Origin of the sequence: Agathobaculum desmolans ATCC 43058, from assembly GCF_000701665.1 — a bacterium.
Classification (GTDB): Bacteria; Bacillota; Clostridia; order Oscillospirales; family Butyricicoccaceae; genus Agathobaculum; species Agathobaculum desmolans.
The window spans coordinates 1-14,096 of the sequence record NZ_JNJN01000035.1 but is presented as its reverse complement, the minus strand read 5'-3'; the positions used below and the strand labels follow the sequence as shown (position 1 = coordinate 14,096).

At 53.4% G+C, this 14,096-nt stretch carries 20 protein-coding genes; 17 read left to right on the top strand and 3 right to left on the bottom strand.

Annotated elements, in window-relative coordinates; translation table 11 throughout:
- Positions 1-14 precede the first annotated feature (14 nt).
- The 3 genes from T363_RS15625 (at position 15) to T363_RS0109555 (ending at position 2,245) form a co-directional block, all read left to right on the top strand.
- Positions 15-173, top strand: a complete 159-nt coding sequence (locus T363_RS15625; RefSeq protein WP_154658786.1) for a FeoB-associated Cys-rich membrane protein — start codon at positions 15-17, stop codon at positions 171-173.
- A 129-nt stretch (positions 174-302) separates the two neighbouring features.
- The gene (locus T363_RS0109560; RefSeq protein ID WP_031475306.1) at positions 303-1,580 is read left to right on the top strand and encodes a glycosyl hydrolase family 18 protein; all 1,278 of its coding nucleotides are present in this window, start codon (positions 303-305) and stop codon (positions 1,578-1,580) included.
- Positions 1,581-1,744: 164 nt separating this feature from the next.
- Positions 1,745-2,245 carry a CAP domain-containing protein gene (locus T363_RS0109555; RefSeq protein ID WP_051643207.1) on the top strand — a complete coding sequence of 167 codons (501 nt, stop codon included), beginning with the start codon at positions 1,745-1,747 and terminating at the stop codon, positions 2,243-2,245.
- A 77-nt stretch (positions 2,246-2,322) separates the two neighbouring features.
- On the opposite strand, the gene T363_RS0109550 is transcribed toward T363_RS0109555, so the two are convergent.
- Together T363_RS0109550 and T363_RS0109545 are read right to left on the bottom strand one after the other, a co-directional pair.
- Positions 2,323-3,360: a hypothetical protein gene (locus tag T363_RS0109550; protein WP_031475302.1), complete on the bottom strand. Its 1,038-nt coding sequence runs from the start codon at positions 3,358-3,360 to the stop codon at positions 2,323-2,325.
- Positions 3,357-3,839 carry an RNA polymerase sigma factor gene (locus T363_RS0109545; RefSeq protein WP_242840255.1) on the bottom strand — a complete coding sequence of 161 codons (483 nt, stop codon included), beginning with the start codon at positions 3,837-3,839 and terminating at the stop codon, positions 3,357-3,359. Before T363_RS0109545 ends, T363_RS0109550 begins: the two co-directional genes overlap by 4 nt.
- 400 nt (positions 3,840-4,239) lie before the next feature.
- Between T363_RS0109545 and T363_RS0109540 the strand changes: the two genes are divergently transcribed.
- From T363_RS0109540 to T363_RS14590, 14 genes are all read left to right on the top strand, one after another.
- Positions 4,240-4,650 (top strand): RrF2 family transcriptional regulator, encoded by a 411-nt coding sequence (locus tag T363_RS0109540; RefSeq protein WP_031475298.1) that lies wholly within the window; start codon positions 4,240-4,242, stop codon positions 4,648-4,650.
- A gap of 27 nt (positions 4,651-4,677) precedes the next feature.
- Entirely contained in the window at positions 4,678-5,220 is a 543-nt protein-coding gene (locus tag T363_RS0109535; RefSeq protein WP_031475296.1) for an NADH peroxidase, read from the top strand.
- Between the two features lie 354 nt (positions 5,221-5,574).
- Complete coding sequence (locus tag T363_RS0109530; protein ID WP_031475294.1) at positions 5,575-6,753, top strand: tyrosine-type recombinase/integrase; 1,179 nt, start codon at positions 5,575-5,577, stop codon at positions 6,751-6,753.
- A 112-nt stretch (positions 6,754-6,865) separates the two neighbouring features.
- The gene (locus T363_RS0109525) at positions 6,866-7,681 is read left to right on the top strand and encodes a ParA family protein (protein WP_031475292.1); all 816 of its coding nucleotides are present in this window, start codon (positions 6,866-6,868) and stop codon (positions 7,679-7,681) included.
- The gene (locus T363_RS16585) at positions 7,638-8,495 is read left to right on the top strand and encodes a ParB/RepB/Spo0J family partition protein (protein WP_031475290.1); all 858 of its coding nucleotides are present in this window, start codon (positions 7,638-7,640) and stop codon (positions 8,493-8,495) included. The genes T363_RS0109525 and T363_RS16585 overlap by 44 nt, the downstream gene beginning before the upstream one ends.
- Entirely contained in the window at positions 8,492-9,253 is a 762-nt protein-coding gene (locus T363_RS0109515; RefSeq protein WP_031475288.1) for a DUF3849 domain-containing protein, read from the top strand. The genes T363_RS16585 and T363_RS0109515 overlap by 4 nt, the downstream gene beginning before the upstream one ends.
- A gap of 7 nt (positions 9,254-9,260) precedes the next feature.
- Positions 9,261-9,671, top strand: coding sequence for a hypothetical protein (locus T363_RS0109510; RefSeq protein WP_031475286.1), 411 nt, complete (start codon positions 9,261-9,263; stop codon positions 9,669-9,671).
- Positions 9,672-9,751: 80 nt separating this feature from the next.
- Positions 9,752-10,033: a type II toxin-antitoxin system Phd/YefM family antitoxin gene (locus T363_RS0109505; protein ID WP_031475284.1), complete on the top strand. Its 282-nt coding sequence runs from the start codon at positions 9,752-9,754 to the stop codon at positions 10,031-10,033.
- Positions 10,020-10,340 carry a type II toxin-antitoxin system RelE/ParE family toxin gene (locus T363_RS0109500; protein WP_031475282.1) on the top strand — a complete coding sequence of 107 codons (321 nt, stop codon included), beginning with the start codon at positions 10,020-10,022 and terminating at the stop codon, positions 10,338-10,340. The genes T363_RS0109505 and T363_RS0109500 overlap by 14 nt, the downstream gene beginning before the upstream one ends.
- A gap of 69 nt (positions 10,341-10,409) precedes the next feature.
- The gene (locus T363_RS0109495) at positions 10,410-11,381 is read left to right on the top strand and encodes a DUF3991 domain-containing protein (RefSeq protein WP_031475280.1); all 972 of its coding nucleotides are present in this window, start codon (positions 10,410-10,412) and stop codon (positions 11,379-11,381) included.
- A 156-nt stretch (positions 11,382-11,537) separates the two neighbouring features.
- The gene (locus tag T363_RS0109490) at positions 11,538-11,843 is read left to right on the top strand and encodes a plasmid mobilization protein (protein WP_051643206.1); all 306 of its coding nucleotides are present in this window, start codon (positions 11,538-11,540) and stop codon (positions 11,841-11,843) included.
- 1 nt (position 11,844) lies between these two features.
- Positions 11,845-12,087 carry a hypothetical protein gene (locus tag T363_RS0109485; protein WP_031475276.1) on the top strand — a complete coding sequence of 81 codons (243 nt, stop codon included), beginning with the start codon at positions 11,845-11,847 and terminating at the stop codon, positions 12,085-12,087.
- Positions 12,084-13,034 (top strand): hypothetical protein, encoded by a 951-nt coding sequence (locus T363_RS15175; RefSeq protein ID WP_051643205.1) that lies wholly within the window; start codon positions 12,084-12,086, stop codon positions 13,032-13,034. The genes T363_RS0109485 and T363_RS15175 overlap by 4 nt, the downstream gene beginning before the upstream one ends.
- A gap of 42 nt (positions 13,035-13,076) precedes the next feature.
- A complete protein-coding gene (locus T363_RS14590; protein WP_051643204.1) occupies positions 13,077-13,772 on the top strand; it encodes a hypothetical protein in 696 nt (231 codons plus the stop codon).
- Positions 13,773-13,841: 69 nt separating this feature from the next.
- On the opposite strand, the gene T363_RS0109475 is transcribed toward T363_RS14590, so the two are convergent.
- Positions 13,842-14,096 (bottom strand): IS3 family transposase (locus T363_RS0109475; protein WP_031473927.1); only part of this gene is annotated, 255 nt, incomplete at its 5' end.

Below are 14,096 nucleotides of genomic sequence, written 5' to 3'. Positions count from 1 at the left end.
GAGGCGGAAGCTCTATGGCTACTTGGATTGTTGCATCGCTGCTGGCGGTGGTTTTGGGATTGGCGGTTCGTTCAATGGTACGCCGTTCCAAGTCGGGCGGCTGCAGCGGCGGCTGCGCGGGCTGCAGTGGCTGCGGCTGTCATCACAAAGCGCCTCCGCAGACAAAAAAATAATCTTCCTCTCTGTTGCCCCCGTTCGGCTTGTGCCGGACGGGGGATCGTTGTATGCGGGCAGAATATCCTGCGCCGCTGTTGACAAAACCGCACCGTCCGGCATAGATTGCAGGGAAAGGTGGTTTTTGCATGGAGATTCATGTCGTTCAGCCGGGGGATTCCCTGTACCGCATCGCACAGATGCACGGAACTTCGCTGCCATTCCTGATTGCGCAAAACGATCTGCACGAGCCGTTTCGGTTAACGCCGGGGCAGACGATCGTGATCCCGCAGCCCGTCCGCACCTATACGGTGCGCCGCGGGGATACCCTGACGGCCATCGCCGCGCGGGAAGGGATGACGGTTTTGCAGCTGCTGCAAAATAATCCGCAGCTCGGCGGGCAGGAACAGATCCGGCCGGGGCAGCCGCTGGTGCTGTCCTATGGGAACAAGCTGGGCACGTTTGCCGTGAACGGCTATGCTTATCCGGGGATCGATGTGCGCGTACTGCGCCGCACGCTGCCTTATCTGACATACTTATCGGTGTTTTCCTATGGGTTTGATGAAACAGGACGCATTCTGCCGCAGCAGGCCGGGCAGCTAACACGTTTGGCGCGGCAGTATGGGGCGCAGCCGTTGCTTGTGCTGACGACACTGGGGGAGGATGGCGCGTTTTCAAGCGAGCGGGCGCACCGTCTGCTGCATGATCCCGCCGCCCGCCGCGGGCTGCTGGACAGTTTGCAGCAAACGCTTTCGGCACAGGGCTTTGCGGGGGTGGATGTGGATTTTGAGTATATCCCGCCCGAGGATGCGGCGGCTTACGCTTCGTTCATCCGCGAGGTGCGCGCCCGGTTGGAACCGGAGGGGTTGACCGTGCTGGTTGCGCTGGCACCCAAAACCTCAGCGGCACAGCAGGGGCTGCTGTATGAGGCGCACGATTACCGCGCTCTCGGCGCAGCCGCAGACCTGGCCCTTTTGATGACGTATGAATGGGGATATGCACTGTCCGAACCGATGGCGGTCGCACCGATCGACAAGGTGGCACAGGTGGTACGGTTTGCAGCATCGGTCATCCCGCCGGAAAAGCTGCTGCTCGGCATTCCCAATTACGGGTATGACTGGACACTGCCCTATATCAAGGGGCAGTCCCGGGCACGTAGTCTCGGCAACGTGCAGGCGGTCGAACAGGCAGTGCAGGTGGGGGCGCCCATCGGTTTTGACGACACGGCGCAGTCACCGTATTACCATTACTGGCGCGACCATGCGGAGCACGCGGTCTGGTTTGAGGATGCGCGTTCCATCCGCGCCAAGCTGATGCTGGCGGGGGAGTACCGTCTGCACGGTATCAGCGTATGGAATATCATGCGGTATTTCCCTCAGCTCTGGCTGGTGCTGAATACGCAGTATGAGATTGTAAAGCGGGGATAAAATCCGGTATTTCATCCGAAAACTGGTGCTTTGCGGCGGTATATGCTGCTTTTCGGCAGGCAAGGGATGGATTCCCATTGCAAAACGGTTACAAAGGCCGTTATACTGGTGATACGAGCAAAACATACCGTTTTGCTCGGTAAAAACCAGGGAGGCAGAAAAGTATGCAGATCAAGAAACTATTGCCGGTGCTGCTTGCGCTCGGCCTGACGGTACATCCCGCCGGTGCGGTACAGGCTGCGGCCGTGCAGCCGCCGGACGCAGTTTATGTGCAGCAGGCAGATGCGGCACGGCAGGATTTCGCCGCACAGACCGCAGAACGCATCAACCGGGAACGCGCGGTGCGCGGTCTGCCCCGGCTGACGGTGCGGCAGGACTTGAACGGCGCCGCGCAGGTGCGTGCGCGTGAGTCGGCGCAGCGGTTTTCCCATACCCGGCCGAACGGCGCATCCTTTGCCACGGTGCTGGCAGAGCGTGCTATTTCATACCGCGGCGCGGGCGAAAACATTGCCTACGGGCAGTCCACCCCGCAGCAGGTGGTCAGCGCGTGGATGCGTTCGCCCAGCCATCGGGCCAACATCCTGCATCCGCGGTATACGGCGGTCGGCACGGGCTATGTGTGGGTAAACGGCACGCCTTACTGGGCGCAGATATTTACGTATTAAAGCTGCTTAAAACTGCGATGACAGACAAAAAGACCGGAATTGTTTCCGGCCTTTTTGCTGTTTGCGGGGGAAAACGGTTAACTGAGCGGATATTCCGTGCCGTCCAGCACGACGGCCTGCACTTGTGTCAGGTCAAAGGTGCGGGCAAGGACGTAAACCGAGGTATCGCTGTCATATCCCGCGTCCCGGCCAAAGCCCATGGAGTACAGCGTTTGGTCGGTATTGCTCTCCTTATCCAGCACGACCTGTTCGGTGCCGTCCTTCATTTTGACGGCAATGTGCCGGATGCGGTCGACCAACACTTCATCTGACAGCGGTGTTGTAACGCGCAGCCCGATCTGCGAGAGTGTGACCGCGCCGTCAGATGTTTGATAATAGGGCATCTGCTCAAATTCTGGCAGAGCCACATCCAGCACAATCAAAGCGGTTTCCGAGCTGCCGTCGCCCCAGAGCTGCCATTTGCCTTGCTCCTGTGCAACAAGGCGAAGCGGCATGCCCGGCGTGTAATCGCTGCCTGGGATGAGCGTACCTACTATATAATAGTCATTTTCGGTCGAGCGGCTTTGATCCAGATAGAACCGGCCGCCGGCAAAGCCGAGGTCATCGCCGTAGATCACGCTGAAGTTATATTGCCCGTCCTTGACACTGACACATTCCGAGAGATTGCCCCAGACAATGTCCGGTTTTTTGTACGTTGCCAGTACTTCACTGGCGTCAAACGGTATCACGCCGTCGCCGGTCTTGTTTTGCAGATGCAGGCTGATGATGCCCGCGCCCGCGCTTTCGTCAAACAGCACGGACTCGACCGTCATCCGGTATTTGTCGTTTTCATCGGTCATCGTACCCGGTTCGGGGGTGATAGTGTAGTCCTGCAAAAGCTGCGCGTCTTCGCCGTGCAGCAGAAGGGTGAATGTCCGGCCGATGGCCACGGGCAGGTCGCTTGCGGCAAATGCCGTGCCGCCGATGCACAGTGCGGCGGCGATCCCGACCGACAGGATGCGCCGCAGCGGGGCACGCTGTGCCTTGCGCGGCTGTGCGGGCAGGTGCTCCAGCGTTTGGCGCACGCGGCGGTCAAAGTCCTCGGTCATCGGGGGAAAGTGGTGATCGTTTCTCATGCAAAGCACGCTCCTTCCAGTGCGGTGCGAAGTTGGCTGCGGGCGGCGTTCAGCCGGCTTTTGACAGTCCCCTCGGGGATGCGCAGCAGCGCGGCGATCTCGCGGGTTTTGAAGCCCTCCCAATAATACAGAACGACCGGCAAACGGTATTTTTCATCCAGTGCGGCAAGGGCGCTGTACAGGTCGCTATGATCCTCGTCCGCCGGGGCAGGTATGGCTTCGGCCTGCGCCGGTTCGTAGGGGGCGAGGCGCTGCCGCCTGCGCAGGATCGCGTGGCATTCGTTGATCAGAATACGGATCAGCCATGTTCTGAAATACTGCGCCTGCCGAAGCGACGGGAGCTGTTCCCACGCGCGCAGGATGGCCTGCTGCGCGGCGTCCGCACAGTCCTGCTCGTGGTGCAGCATGGTTTTGGCGATGCGGTAGAGCGTGGGCTCTGCATCGAGCACTGCTGCGGTAAAAGTTGCTTGATCCATCATGGACGCTGTTCCTTTCCGAAAGCGTTTGGCGGCCGCCGTTTTGTGCTTTCAATGATTAGATGCAGACGCGGAGGATTTGGTTCGGTTGGAAGGACATCGTTTTCAGAAAAAGTATAGCGCAGCGGCTGCTGTGGGCGCAAGAGGTCAGCGGTGATGTTGCAATGCTGCACACGGGAAGCGGGATAGGAAGAATCCAAAATGGGTCATGGACAAGGCTGCGGCGGTATGATATACTGACTTTGTCAAGTATAGATAATAGGGGAGCAGTCAGAAAATGCCCGACACTATTGATAATAAATACTAAATAAAAAATATTATTTATTTTTATAAAAACCTGTTGACAATCCTGCGGAACAATAGTATACTGAAGATGTTCCAATTAGAGAAAGGGAGGAACGAGTTGAGAATCACACATGAAGCGGATTATGCAATTCGTGTGACGTATTGTCTGGCTCTGGCCGGCGGCAAACAATGTGCAAAGGATATCTCCGAATCGGCCGGTGTAACGCTCCGATTTGCGCTGAAAATTTTGCGTAAGCTGACCCAGTCCGGTATCACCAAGTCCTACAAGGGCGTTGCCGGAGGATATGAGCTGAACCGCGCCCCTTCCGAAATTACTTTGGGCGAAATTATTGAGTGTATCGACGGGCCGATCGCAATCAACCATTGTCTGGCCAATGAATTCCAGTGCACTCGCGTTGGCAACCGAAAGGAATGTGATTTCCATCGCGTCTTTGCAGAGATCAACCGGTCGCTGCGGGATGAGCTTTGTTCCATTACGATGGATCGCTTCCTTCCGTCACAAAAATAAAAAAGGATCAATTAGGAGGAAAAAATCATGAAGAAGTTTGTTTGCACCGTATGCGGTTATGTACATGAAGGCGACGCAGCTCCGGCTGAGTGCCCGATCTGCCACGCTCCGGCTGAGAAGTTTAAGGAGCAGGTAGGCGAGAGAACTTGGGCTGCTGAGCATGTAGTAGGCGTTGCACAGGGCGCGCCGCAGGAGATCATCGATGGCCTGCGCATGAACTTTGAGGGCGAGTGCACCGAGGTTGGTATGTATCTGGCGATGGCGCGCGTTGCACACCGCGAGGGTTATCCGGAAATCGGCCTGTACTGGGAGAAGGCTGCGTTCGAAGAGGCTGAGCATGCTTCCAAGTTTGCAGAGCTGCTGGGCGAAGTCGTTACCGACTCCACCAAGAAGAACCTGGAGATGCGCGTAGACGCTGAGAACGGCGCTACCGCCGGCAAGTTCGAGCTGGCGAAGCTCGCGAAGCAGCACAATCTCGATGCCATCCACGACACCGTGCATGAGATGGCCCGCGACGAGGCCCGTCACGGCAAGGCTTTCGAAGGCCTGCTGAAGCGCTACTTCGCTTAATCGAAAAGCCTATATATCCGTGCTGAGATACACTGTGATAATGGTGAAAAACCATTATCACAAGCGGAAATCAGAACAAAAGATACGCAGTAACAGAAATGCGGTTCACATGAAAGTGTGAACCGCATTTTTTCGTCTATATGCTGGCTCGGCAAAATCTGTGGGCAGTTTGTGGGCGGTTTCGATTATACAGGCAAAATTTCTGCCCACAGCCCACAAAACACCTGAAAAGCTAGATGTCATGCGGGTTTGCGCCCTCTTTATCAGGCGAAAATATGTGGGCTGTTTTTTGCTGTCATCCCTTTCGACTGCTATACTCTACTTAGAAATTCAATTCAAAGGAGAAGGCATGGCATGAAAGGCAGCGTGCGAAAACGGTACAACAACGCGTGGTCCTATCGCATTGATTTGGGCTTTGTAGATGGCAAACGCAAGCAGGTCGAGAAAGGCGGATTTAAGACAGAACGCGAAGCTGTAAAAGCAATGCAGGACGCGCTCTATCATCTGAACAATACTGGTGATTATGTGGAGAACAAAAAAATTTCTTTCCATACCGTCTATGAGGAGTTCATCGAACGAGAGGGCAAAGCAACTCGAGCGTATGCAACGCTCAAAAAGTATGATTCACTTTATCGAAACCATATTAAAGAGCCGTTTGGTCCATTATATGTCTACAAAATTTCAGACACGATGATTATTGATTTTCTCAACCTGAAACGTCAAAAGTACAGTGAGGAATATGTGAAAGGGTTCTACAAATTTTTCAACGTAGTCCTGCGTTATGCCCATGAGCACAAATATACAAAGAAGAATGTCATGGATATTGTCCCCCCTCCGCCTGATCCTCGACATGTTGGAGATATCGTTACCTATACCAAAGAAGAACTAGAGAAAATGGTGCAACGCATCGAGAGCACGCGTTCCAAAATCGCATTCCAAATCGGTTTGCAGGCGGGGTTACGGGAGAGCGAGTGCTTTGCGCTTACGTGGGCAGACATAGATTTTGAGAAAAAGAAAATCAAAGTCTGTAAGCAGCTTTTGTATCAAGATAAGAAATGGTGCTTTGCACCGCTGAAAACAGTCAATTCTTATCGCTCTGTGAATATTACAGCGGAATTTGCGCAATACCTTGCGGATATGAAAATGCAGCAAGAAGCGGAGCGAAAGCTGTGTGGCGCAGGATACAAACGCAATTTTGTGACTGACCGGCGTGATCCAAGGAAAGAAAAATTGATTGAAGTTCCTGACTTCATCAATGTAAAAGCAAACGGAGAAATGTTGACCACCAATGGAGCCAAGTTCCTCGCCCGTATCATCAAAAAAGATTTGGGTATCCACTTCAAATTTCACAACCTCAGACATACCTATGCCACAGTGCTGGCAGAGAATGGACTGAACCCTCGTTATGTGCAGGAAATGTTGGGACATTCCAAGCTGGAATTTACGCTGCGATACTATACCCATATCACAGAAAAGATGTCCAGTGCCGCAGAAAATGCGCTGACGGCAGCATTTCGCTTCGGTGAAACGTAATAGTTAAATATACGACAAGTTTATAAGCAGTGATTGCGGAGTATTTCATTTGTTTGAAATGCTCCGCTTTTTTTATGCGCAAAATCAGAAAGAAAGGAAGGAAGAATACCTCATGCAGACCATAGCAATCGTAAACCAGAAGGGCGGTGTTGGGAAAAGTACGACGGCGGTCAATCTGGGTGCAGGACTGGTGCGGCAGGGAAAGCGGGTACTGCTCATCGACGCAGACAGTCAGGCGAATTTGACTGAAATGCTGGGATGGCAGCAGCCAGATGAGCTTTCCCCAACGCTGGCCACCGTACTGGAACGCATCATCTCAGACCAGCCGATTGAGCCGCAGGACGGTATCCTGCACCACAAAGAAGGAATGGACCTCTTGCCGGCGAATATCGAGCTGTCCGGTCTGGAGGTCTCTCTGGTGAATACCATGAGCCGCGAAACCGTACTTAGAACCTATTTGAATGAGGTCAAGCGGCAGTATGACTATATCCTTGTGGATTGCAGCCCGTCACTCGGGATGTTAACGCTCAATGCCCTGACTGCGGCAGATCGGGTCATTATTCCGGTGCAGTCGCATTACCTGCCCGTGAAAGGCTTGGAACAGCTGCTCCGCACGGTAAGCAAGGTGCAGCGCCAGCTGAACGCCAATCTGAAGATCAGCGGCATCCTGATTACGATGGTAGAGAGCCGCACGAACTTCTCCAAGGAAATCAGCCAGCTGGTGCGGGATGCCTATGGCAAAGCGATCCGCGTGTATGATACCGAAATCCCACGCGGCATCAAGGCAGCGGAAATGAGCGCAGAGGGTGCCAGCATATTCAGCTTCGAACCCCGCAGCGCAGTGGCGAAAGCTTATGAGCAATTTACAAAGGAGGTGCTGAGCCATGAAAAGTGCCGCGAAAAACATTCAGATCGCCAGCTACGATGACCTGTTTAAGACCGATGCAGAGCGACAGGCAGATGCACAGGAGCGTGTGCAAAGCCTGCTACTGGATCAACTGGTTCCCTTCCCCAACCATCCATTCAAGGTGCTGGACGATGACAAAATGCTTGAGACCGTGGAGAGTATTCGAGAACGGGGCGTGTTGGTTCCGATTCTGGTACGTCCACAAAATGACGGCACTTTTCAAATCGTGTCTGGACACCGCCGTCATCATGCCAGTCTGCTGGCGGGAAAAACTGAGATACCCGCAATCGTGCGTGACATGGACGATGATACCGCCATCCTGCTTAAGGAACAGACCCACCCCAATGCCGATGGTTTTGCACCGATGATGCTGGCGGGCGTCACCTATGCCGAAAAGAAGGAAGCAGGCGCGGCGCTGCTGAGTCTGTGTCAGAATATGCTCACACCCGATCCGGTGCAAATAGGCGTCTATCGTGGGCTAACGCTGGAACTATCCTTTGACAGCTTTTCACAAGAGTACCGGCTGGCGATGATCGGTCAGCTGCGGCACACGGTAACGCTGGGGACGGACGTGTTCGGCAATATCCAACGCATGGACAATGCGCTGGACATGCTGCCAGTGAAGGAGCAGACCTGCCGGGAACACCTGTCTGACCTGCAAGGTCAGCTGAAAACTGCCAGAGTGGAGGTGCAGAAACCGTTCCCTCGTGAGGAGGAGCTTAAAACCAAGACTGCCAGACTGGAAGAACTGAACGCACTTCTTAATATGGACAACAGAGCGCCTGTGCCGGAGCAGGAAGAAAAAACAAAGCGTAAGGAGGAATTGGAGCGATGAACGACACGAGCAAGCTGTCCCAACAGCTTTACGATACCGCGCTGGACGAGCTGAATACCTATCTGGAGGACTTGAAGACCAAGCCACCGCAGGAGATCATCAGCAGCGCCTATCAGGTCGTATGCAAGCAGGATATCGTGATGATTTTAGAGGATGCAGAATTTACGCCGTATGAACTGGAGGTGTTGACCAGTCTGGAGCATCCTTTACAGGTGCTGTATGAAGAATGGATCTCCACAGAGGATCAGTATATGGAGGAGCTGCGCGCCTCTGTGCAGAATTATGTGGATGACCGGTTGCAGCATCGGGCTGAAATGTTATATTCCGATCCGCAGACACCGCGTTATGCAGGACTGTATCCAGAGGCGCAGGAGCGCGGAGAATTGCATCTGCTCCGCGCCAGTCGAAAACGGGACAGCGCTTGCATGAAGGCGTTTGAAGACGGGATCAGCGAGGCGAATGAAAGACGGGTTATGCGGGAGTTTGTAGAACAGTGGACACAGGCGTTTGGGCATGACCGCTGCAAATATCTGCTGGGGTATACGGTGCAGCGTGCGGATTGGGATGCGCGGTATTCTGCCACCTCAAAGCGGGAAGCTGGTAAGCTCGATTACCATATCACCACGAAGCGAGATCCCTTTGCAGAATTTCAAACCAACACGCATCCCTGTCTGGTGAACTATGCGTTTGAACTTTTGATTGAGCAGGAGCGCGGCAGGCAAAAGCCTGCACCAAAGCGCAGTCAGATGGAGAGATGATGACAAGATGGGATATCAGGAGAGCTGGCTGGTGGTGCAGCCGCAATGGTGTTTTTCAAAGCTGATCCGTGCATACGATCAAGCGGCGCGCAGTGGTTACTATCGAACAGCAAGCGTGGAACCGCTGTCCATTGTGGTGCTCAAGCAGCCCTTTGGGGAGCTTCCCAAAGGAACAAAAATCCTCTGGGTATGTGGGGACCGCTGTTTTCACACGCCGACAGGCGTTTTTGACGGCAATCTGAAAACGGCGGCAAAGCTGCGGTTTATCCCGGTCGAACAGGTGCTTGATTTACAGGACAGGCGTTTAGAGGGTATAGACCTGAGTAGCCGGATGCCAAGTGAAAATGCCTATATGGAACGGTTTTGCGTCAAGGATTATGCTGCGAGGATGCGAATGCAAAAAGAAAAGAGTCGGTAATTGGATATGAAAGGCTGTTGCAATATAGTCAAATTCGGGTATAATATAATTATAATACAGCTATACAGGGGGTGCGGATTATGAACATCAAACCAAGCGCCAGTATTCGTCAGAATTATAATGAAATTGCCGAACTTTGCAAATCGACTGGGGAGCCGGTATATCTGACTAAAAACGGCGAGGGTGATCTTGTGGTAATGGATATTGATTCGTTTTCAAAGCGTGAGAAGATGCTCAAGCTGAGGGAAGAACTGCTGGTCATTGAAGAAGATCGGATACATGGCGCACCAGACTATTCCGTCGATGAAGTTACTTCTATGATGGAACAAGCCATACGGGAGGTGTGCCATGCCGGAGCTTGAAAGCACCTATCAGGTCATTATTTCCAAGCGAGCGGCAAAACAGCTGGTAGAGCAAGCGGTATTTGTGGCACGATTAGAGGACGGACTGGCAAATAAGCTGGTTAGTGAATTTCGCACAGCTGCGGATTCCCTGAAAAAGTTTCCGTATCGCAACCCAATCCTGAGATCAGAGATTTTTACAACAGAGAAATACCGTAAAATGATATTTGCGAAACGGTATCTGTTAATCTATCAAATCAAGGGTGAGCGGGTCTATATTGAGTATGTGGTAGACGGACGACAGGATTATCAGTGGCTGCTTCAATAAAATAGAGTTTCTTTTTCAAAGCGCAGGCAGAAATGTCTGCGCTTTTTCTATCTCAAAGGAGTTGATACGATGTCTTATGCAACCAGAGCGCAGATTGAACGCGCCCGACAACCTGACCTGCTGACTTTCTTACAGCGCTATCGACCGGACGAGCTGATCCCCACCGGTCACGGAACCTACAAGCTCCGCAGCCATGACAGCCTGAAGCTGTCCAACGGGAAGTGGTGCTGGTGGTCTCATGGTAAGATGGGCGGCGTCAATGCGCTGGACTATCTGATCAAAGTTGAACAAATGAAATTTCCGGATGCCGTACAGCTCATCAATGAGCAGTGCGGCTTTTTAGATTCCCAACCAAAGCAGACACAGGCGCAGCGAAAAGAAAAGGACACCCAAACGGAATTCCTGCTGCCGGAGCGATATTTGAACAATCGCCGTGTGACGGCCTATCTGCTGTCGCGTGGCATTGATATCGCTGTGCTGGATTACTGTTTTCAGCATGGGCTTCTATATGAGTCTGCCGAACATCACAACGCGGTGTTTGTCGGCTACGAGGGAAAGAAACCACGCTATGCCACGCTGCGCAGCTCCCTCTCACACAGCAGCTTTAAGCGGGATGTTGCAGGCAGCAATAAGCAGTTCTGTTTTTCCATCACCGGACAGGGTGGCGACAAGCTGAATGTATTCGAGTGTGCGATTGACGCCCTCTCCTATCTGACACAGGTGAAGATGCAGGGCAGCGACTGGCGGCAGGAAAGCATTCTTTCTCTCGGCGGCGTGTATCAGTCCAGTCCGTATAAGGCGCCGGAAATTCCAATGGCGCTGCAAGGCTATCTGAACCGGCATCCGGAGGTGCAGGAAATCGTACTGCGGCTGGACAATGATGCGATTGGGCGCGGTGCTGCCAGCGCCATTTCACAAGCTGTCAGGGATCGTCCCGTAACCGTGGAATTTCCCAATCAGGGCAAGGACTACAACGAATGGCTGATGCGTCAGAAAGGCATTGCTCCCCGACCAAGGGTAAGGGATGAGCCGGAACGATGAGCCGCAGGCGGCATGGTATTCGGAGCGGCTGTGTCCGCACCGAATTTTCTGGCAAGCATAGCAAAATGACGGCATTTTGCGGAATAAACGCCGTTCGTGACCGAACCGCGCCGCTTGTTAGGGAGTTCCCTAAGACCCCGATTGGAGGAATATCACTTGAAACTAAGAGAACGAAAAATCACCGTCCGGCTGACGGATGCCGAACGAGATCATCTGCTGGAACAGGCGGAGCTGGCTGGGTTGAAGATCGAGCCGTTTGTCCGAAATGTGATTCTGGGTGTGCAGATGAAGCCACGTCCCAAAGAGGAATGGGCAGAACTGCTGCGACAGACTTCAGGCATTGCGAACAACATCAACCAGATCACACGGCGCATGAACAGCGGTGAGCCGATTCGGGAAGAGACCTTACAGCTCATCGCAGATATGCAGGCACAGATTTGGGAAAAGCTCAAGGAGTTTTAATATGGCAATCACAAAGGTGTTTGCCATCCACAGTACATTTCAGAAGACGGTACAATATGCCGCCAATGAAGAAAAGACTTCGCTGGATGGAACCATCAGCTATGTGGTCAATCCGGACAAGACCGAACAGCGGTTGTTTGAGAGCTGCCTGAATTGCAGCAGTGTAGAACACGCCAGCTGGGACATGGAACGAACCAAGCAGCGCTATCACAAACGAAATGGTGTGCAGGGCTATCACATATGAGAGAAATTCGGACACGCCCCAAAGCGCGGGAACGAAAACATGTCTATACACTTCCCAAACAAGCGGTGAAAACGCTCCAGCAGCAGGCATTACGCCGCAAAATGATGAAACGGGAGCTAGATAAGGATGTGGAGCTGCGCGATACGCCGGTACAGGAAACCGTGCAAAAATTTGAAACCTCTGCCGAGAGAGCGGCGCGGCTGAGCAGCCGCACCGCTTTTCGGGTTGGAAAGCAGGCGGCAAAGGAACGATTTGACCGGCGCAATTCACCGCATACGCACAAAGAGGATGCGCATTTCGATGACAGTCCAATACAGCCGGAATCTCGGCCGATGGTACGCGCCAAACAACAGTTTCGGCGGATGAAATATAAAAAGCATTTTCAGCAGGCGCAGGAGAGAAAACAGGATCAATCTCAAAGGGAAGCGGCTGTATCCGCAGAGATACATCATGAAGTGCACACGACAACGGATGCGTTGGACATTGCCCCATCCGGTACGCCTCGATCGGCGGGGCGATCTGGCACGCCGAAGCAGAACGCACTGTCCAAACAGGCCGAACCGGCGCGGCGCTCTGCATTATCGGGAACTTTTCCGGCTACAGAGCCGGAACGGAAAAATGAGCGCCGAGACCGGCATTTTCGGAGTCAGAGCACAGCTGCCAGACCAGTGCAGTCCAATCCGAATAATCCAGCGCGCTTACTGAACCGGCAGGCACAGCGGCGCGCACAGGAACGCGCTATGCAGGAGAGCATACAAAAGCGGGTACGCACTGCCAAAAACACTGCCCGAAGGACAGAGCAGGTCAAACAGGCTGCGCTTCGTGCCGGAAAAGCCATCGTGCGGGCAGCGGTTGGGCTGTTAGGTGGTGCGGGTGCGCTGATCGCGTTGGTTCTGGTCATTGGCGGCGCGGCAGCAGTCATTGGAACCCCCTTTGGCGTGTTTTAGTCTGGCAATGACAGCGATGCACAATCGGTTCCACAGGCGGTTGTGCAGATCAATGGCGAATTCTCCGCAAAAATTAGCCAGATACAGGCAGAGCATCCTGCTGACAGCGTCGTGATCCACCGGGAACCAGACGGCGGCGGCAGCCTGACCATCACGAACTGGACCGATGTGATTGCGGTGTTTGCCGTCAAGACGGCAGGCGCGGACGCAGATGCCACCGACGTCGTGACCATTGATGAGGAACGCATTGCACTGATCCGTCAGGTATTCTGGGATATGAATGAAATCCGTTACCATGTGCAGACCATTAAGCATGAGGACAGCACCGAGAAAATTCTGCATATTACCATCACCAGCAGGCGCGCCGAGGAAATGCCGGACATTTACCAGTTCAATCATAGCCAGCGGGAAGCGCTGGTCGAGATTCTGAAGCCGGAGTACGCACAGATGCTGGCTGAACTGGTGGGCACTTACGGTGGAGAAATGGAACTAACGGAAGAACAGATTCGTGACATGATCACAGCGATGCCGGAGGATATTTCCCCTGTGCGTCGGGCAGTGGTGGAAAAAGCCTATTCCCTGATCGGCAAAGTGCATTATTTCTGGGGCGGGAAGAGCCGCGCGATCGGTTGGGATTCCCGCTGGGGAACGCCGACCCGCGTGACAGCGCCCGGAAGCAGAACGACCGGAACCATCCGTCCATTTGGGTTGGATTGTGATCCGCCCCTGTCAAGGTAGACCGGAGAAATAAATAAAATATAGTGCGGTTATGCTCGCCGTTTCCTTTTTCGGGAACGGTGAGCTTGTTTATGCAGCGAACTTTTCTTTGTATTTTTGAATACGCTTATTTTCAGGAATGGGATACAGTGCAGGAGTATCGGAGTTTAATGCCTCCGTGCGGACTTCCATCGGAGTGCGGGTTTCAAAGCGCTCCTGGAAACGCTCGTAGTTGTAGAAATGGATGTATTTCTCAATGGCCGAGCGAAGGGATTTCTCGTCCTTGAACGTTTGCAGATAGTACATTTCGGATTTAATGATTCCCCAGAATCCCTCGGTTGGACC

Bases quoted from the DNA above. Each gene is read 5' to 3' on its own strand.
- T363_RS0109505 (WP_031475284.1), top strand. From the start codon at position 9,752: ATGAACATCAAACCAAGCGCCAGTATTCGTCAGAATTATAATGAAATT.
- T363_RS0109555 (WP_051643207.1), top strand. From the start codon at position 1,745: ATGCAGATCAAGAAACTATTGCCGGTGCTGCTTGCGCTCGGCCTGACG.
- T363_RS0109510 (WP_031475286.1), top strand. From the start codon at position 9,261: ATGGGATATCAGGAGAGCTGGCTGGTGGTGCAGCCGCAATGGTGTTTT.
- T363_RS0109495 (WP_031475280.1), top strand. From the start codon at position 10,410: ATGTCTTATGCAACCAGAGCGCAGATTGAACGCGCCCGACAACCTGAC.
- T363_RS0109500 (WP_031475282.1), top strand. From the start codon at position 10,020: ATGCCGGAGCTTGAAAGCACCTATCAGGTCATTATTTCCAAGCGAGCG.
- T363_RS0109535 (WP_031475296.1), top strand. From the start codon at position 4,678: ATGAAGAAGTTTGTTTGCACCGTATGCGGTTATGTACATGAAGGCGAC.
- T363_RS15175 (WP_051643205.1), top strand. From the start codon at position 12,084: ATGAGAGAAATTCGGACACGCCCCAAAGCGCGGGAACGAAAACATGTC.
- T363_RS0109550 (WP_031475302.1), bottom strand. From the start codon at position 3,360: ATGAGAAACGATCACCACTTTCCCCCGATGACCGAGGACTTTGACCGC.
- T363_RS0109525 (WP_031475292.1), top strand. From the start codon at position 6,866: ATGCAGACCATAGCAATCGTAAACCAGAAGGGCGGTGTTGGGAAAAGT.
- T363_RS0109530 (WP_031475294.1), top strand. From the start codon at position 5,575: ATGAAAGGCAGCGTGCGAAAACGGTACAACAACGCGTGGTCCTATCGC.
- T363_RS16585 (WP_031475290.1), top strand. From the start codon at position 7,638: ATGAAAAGTGCCGCGAAAAACATTCAGATCGCCAGCTACGATGACCTG.
- T363_RS15625 (WP_154658786.1), top strand. From the start codon at position 15: ATGGCTACTTGGATTGTTGCATCGCTGCTGGCGGTGGTTTTGGGATTG.
- T363_RS0109560 (WP_031475306.1), top strand. From the start codon at position 303: ATGGAGATTCATGTCGTTCAGCCGGGGGATTCCCTGTACCGCATCGCA.
- T363_RS0109545 (WP_242840255.1), bottom strand. From the start codon at position 3,839: ATGATGGATCAAGCAACTTTTACCGCAGCAGTGCTCGATGCAGAGCCC.
- T363_RS0109515 (WP_031475288.1), top strand. From the start codon at position 8,492: ATGAACGACACGAGCAAGCTGTCCCAACAGCTTTACGATACCGCGCTG.
- T363_RS0109485 (WP_031475276.1), top strand. From the start codon at position 11,845: ATGGCAATCACAAAGGTGTTTGCCATCCACAGTACATTTCAGAAGACG.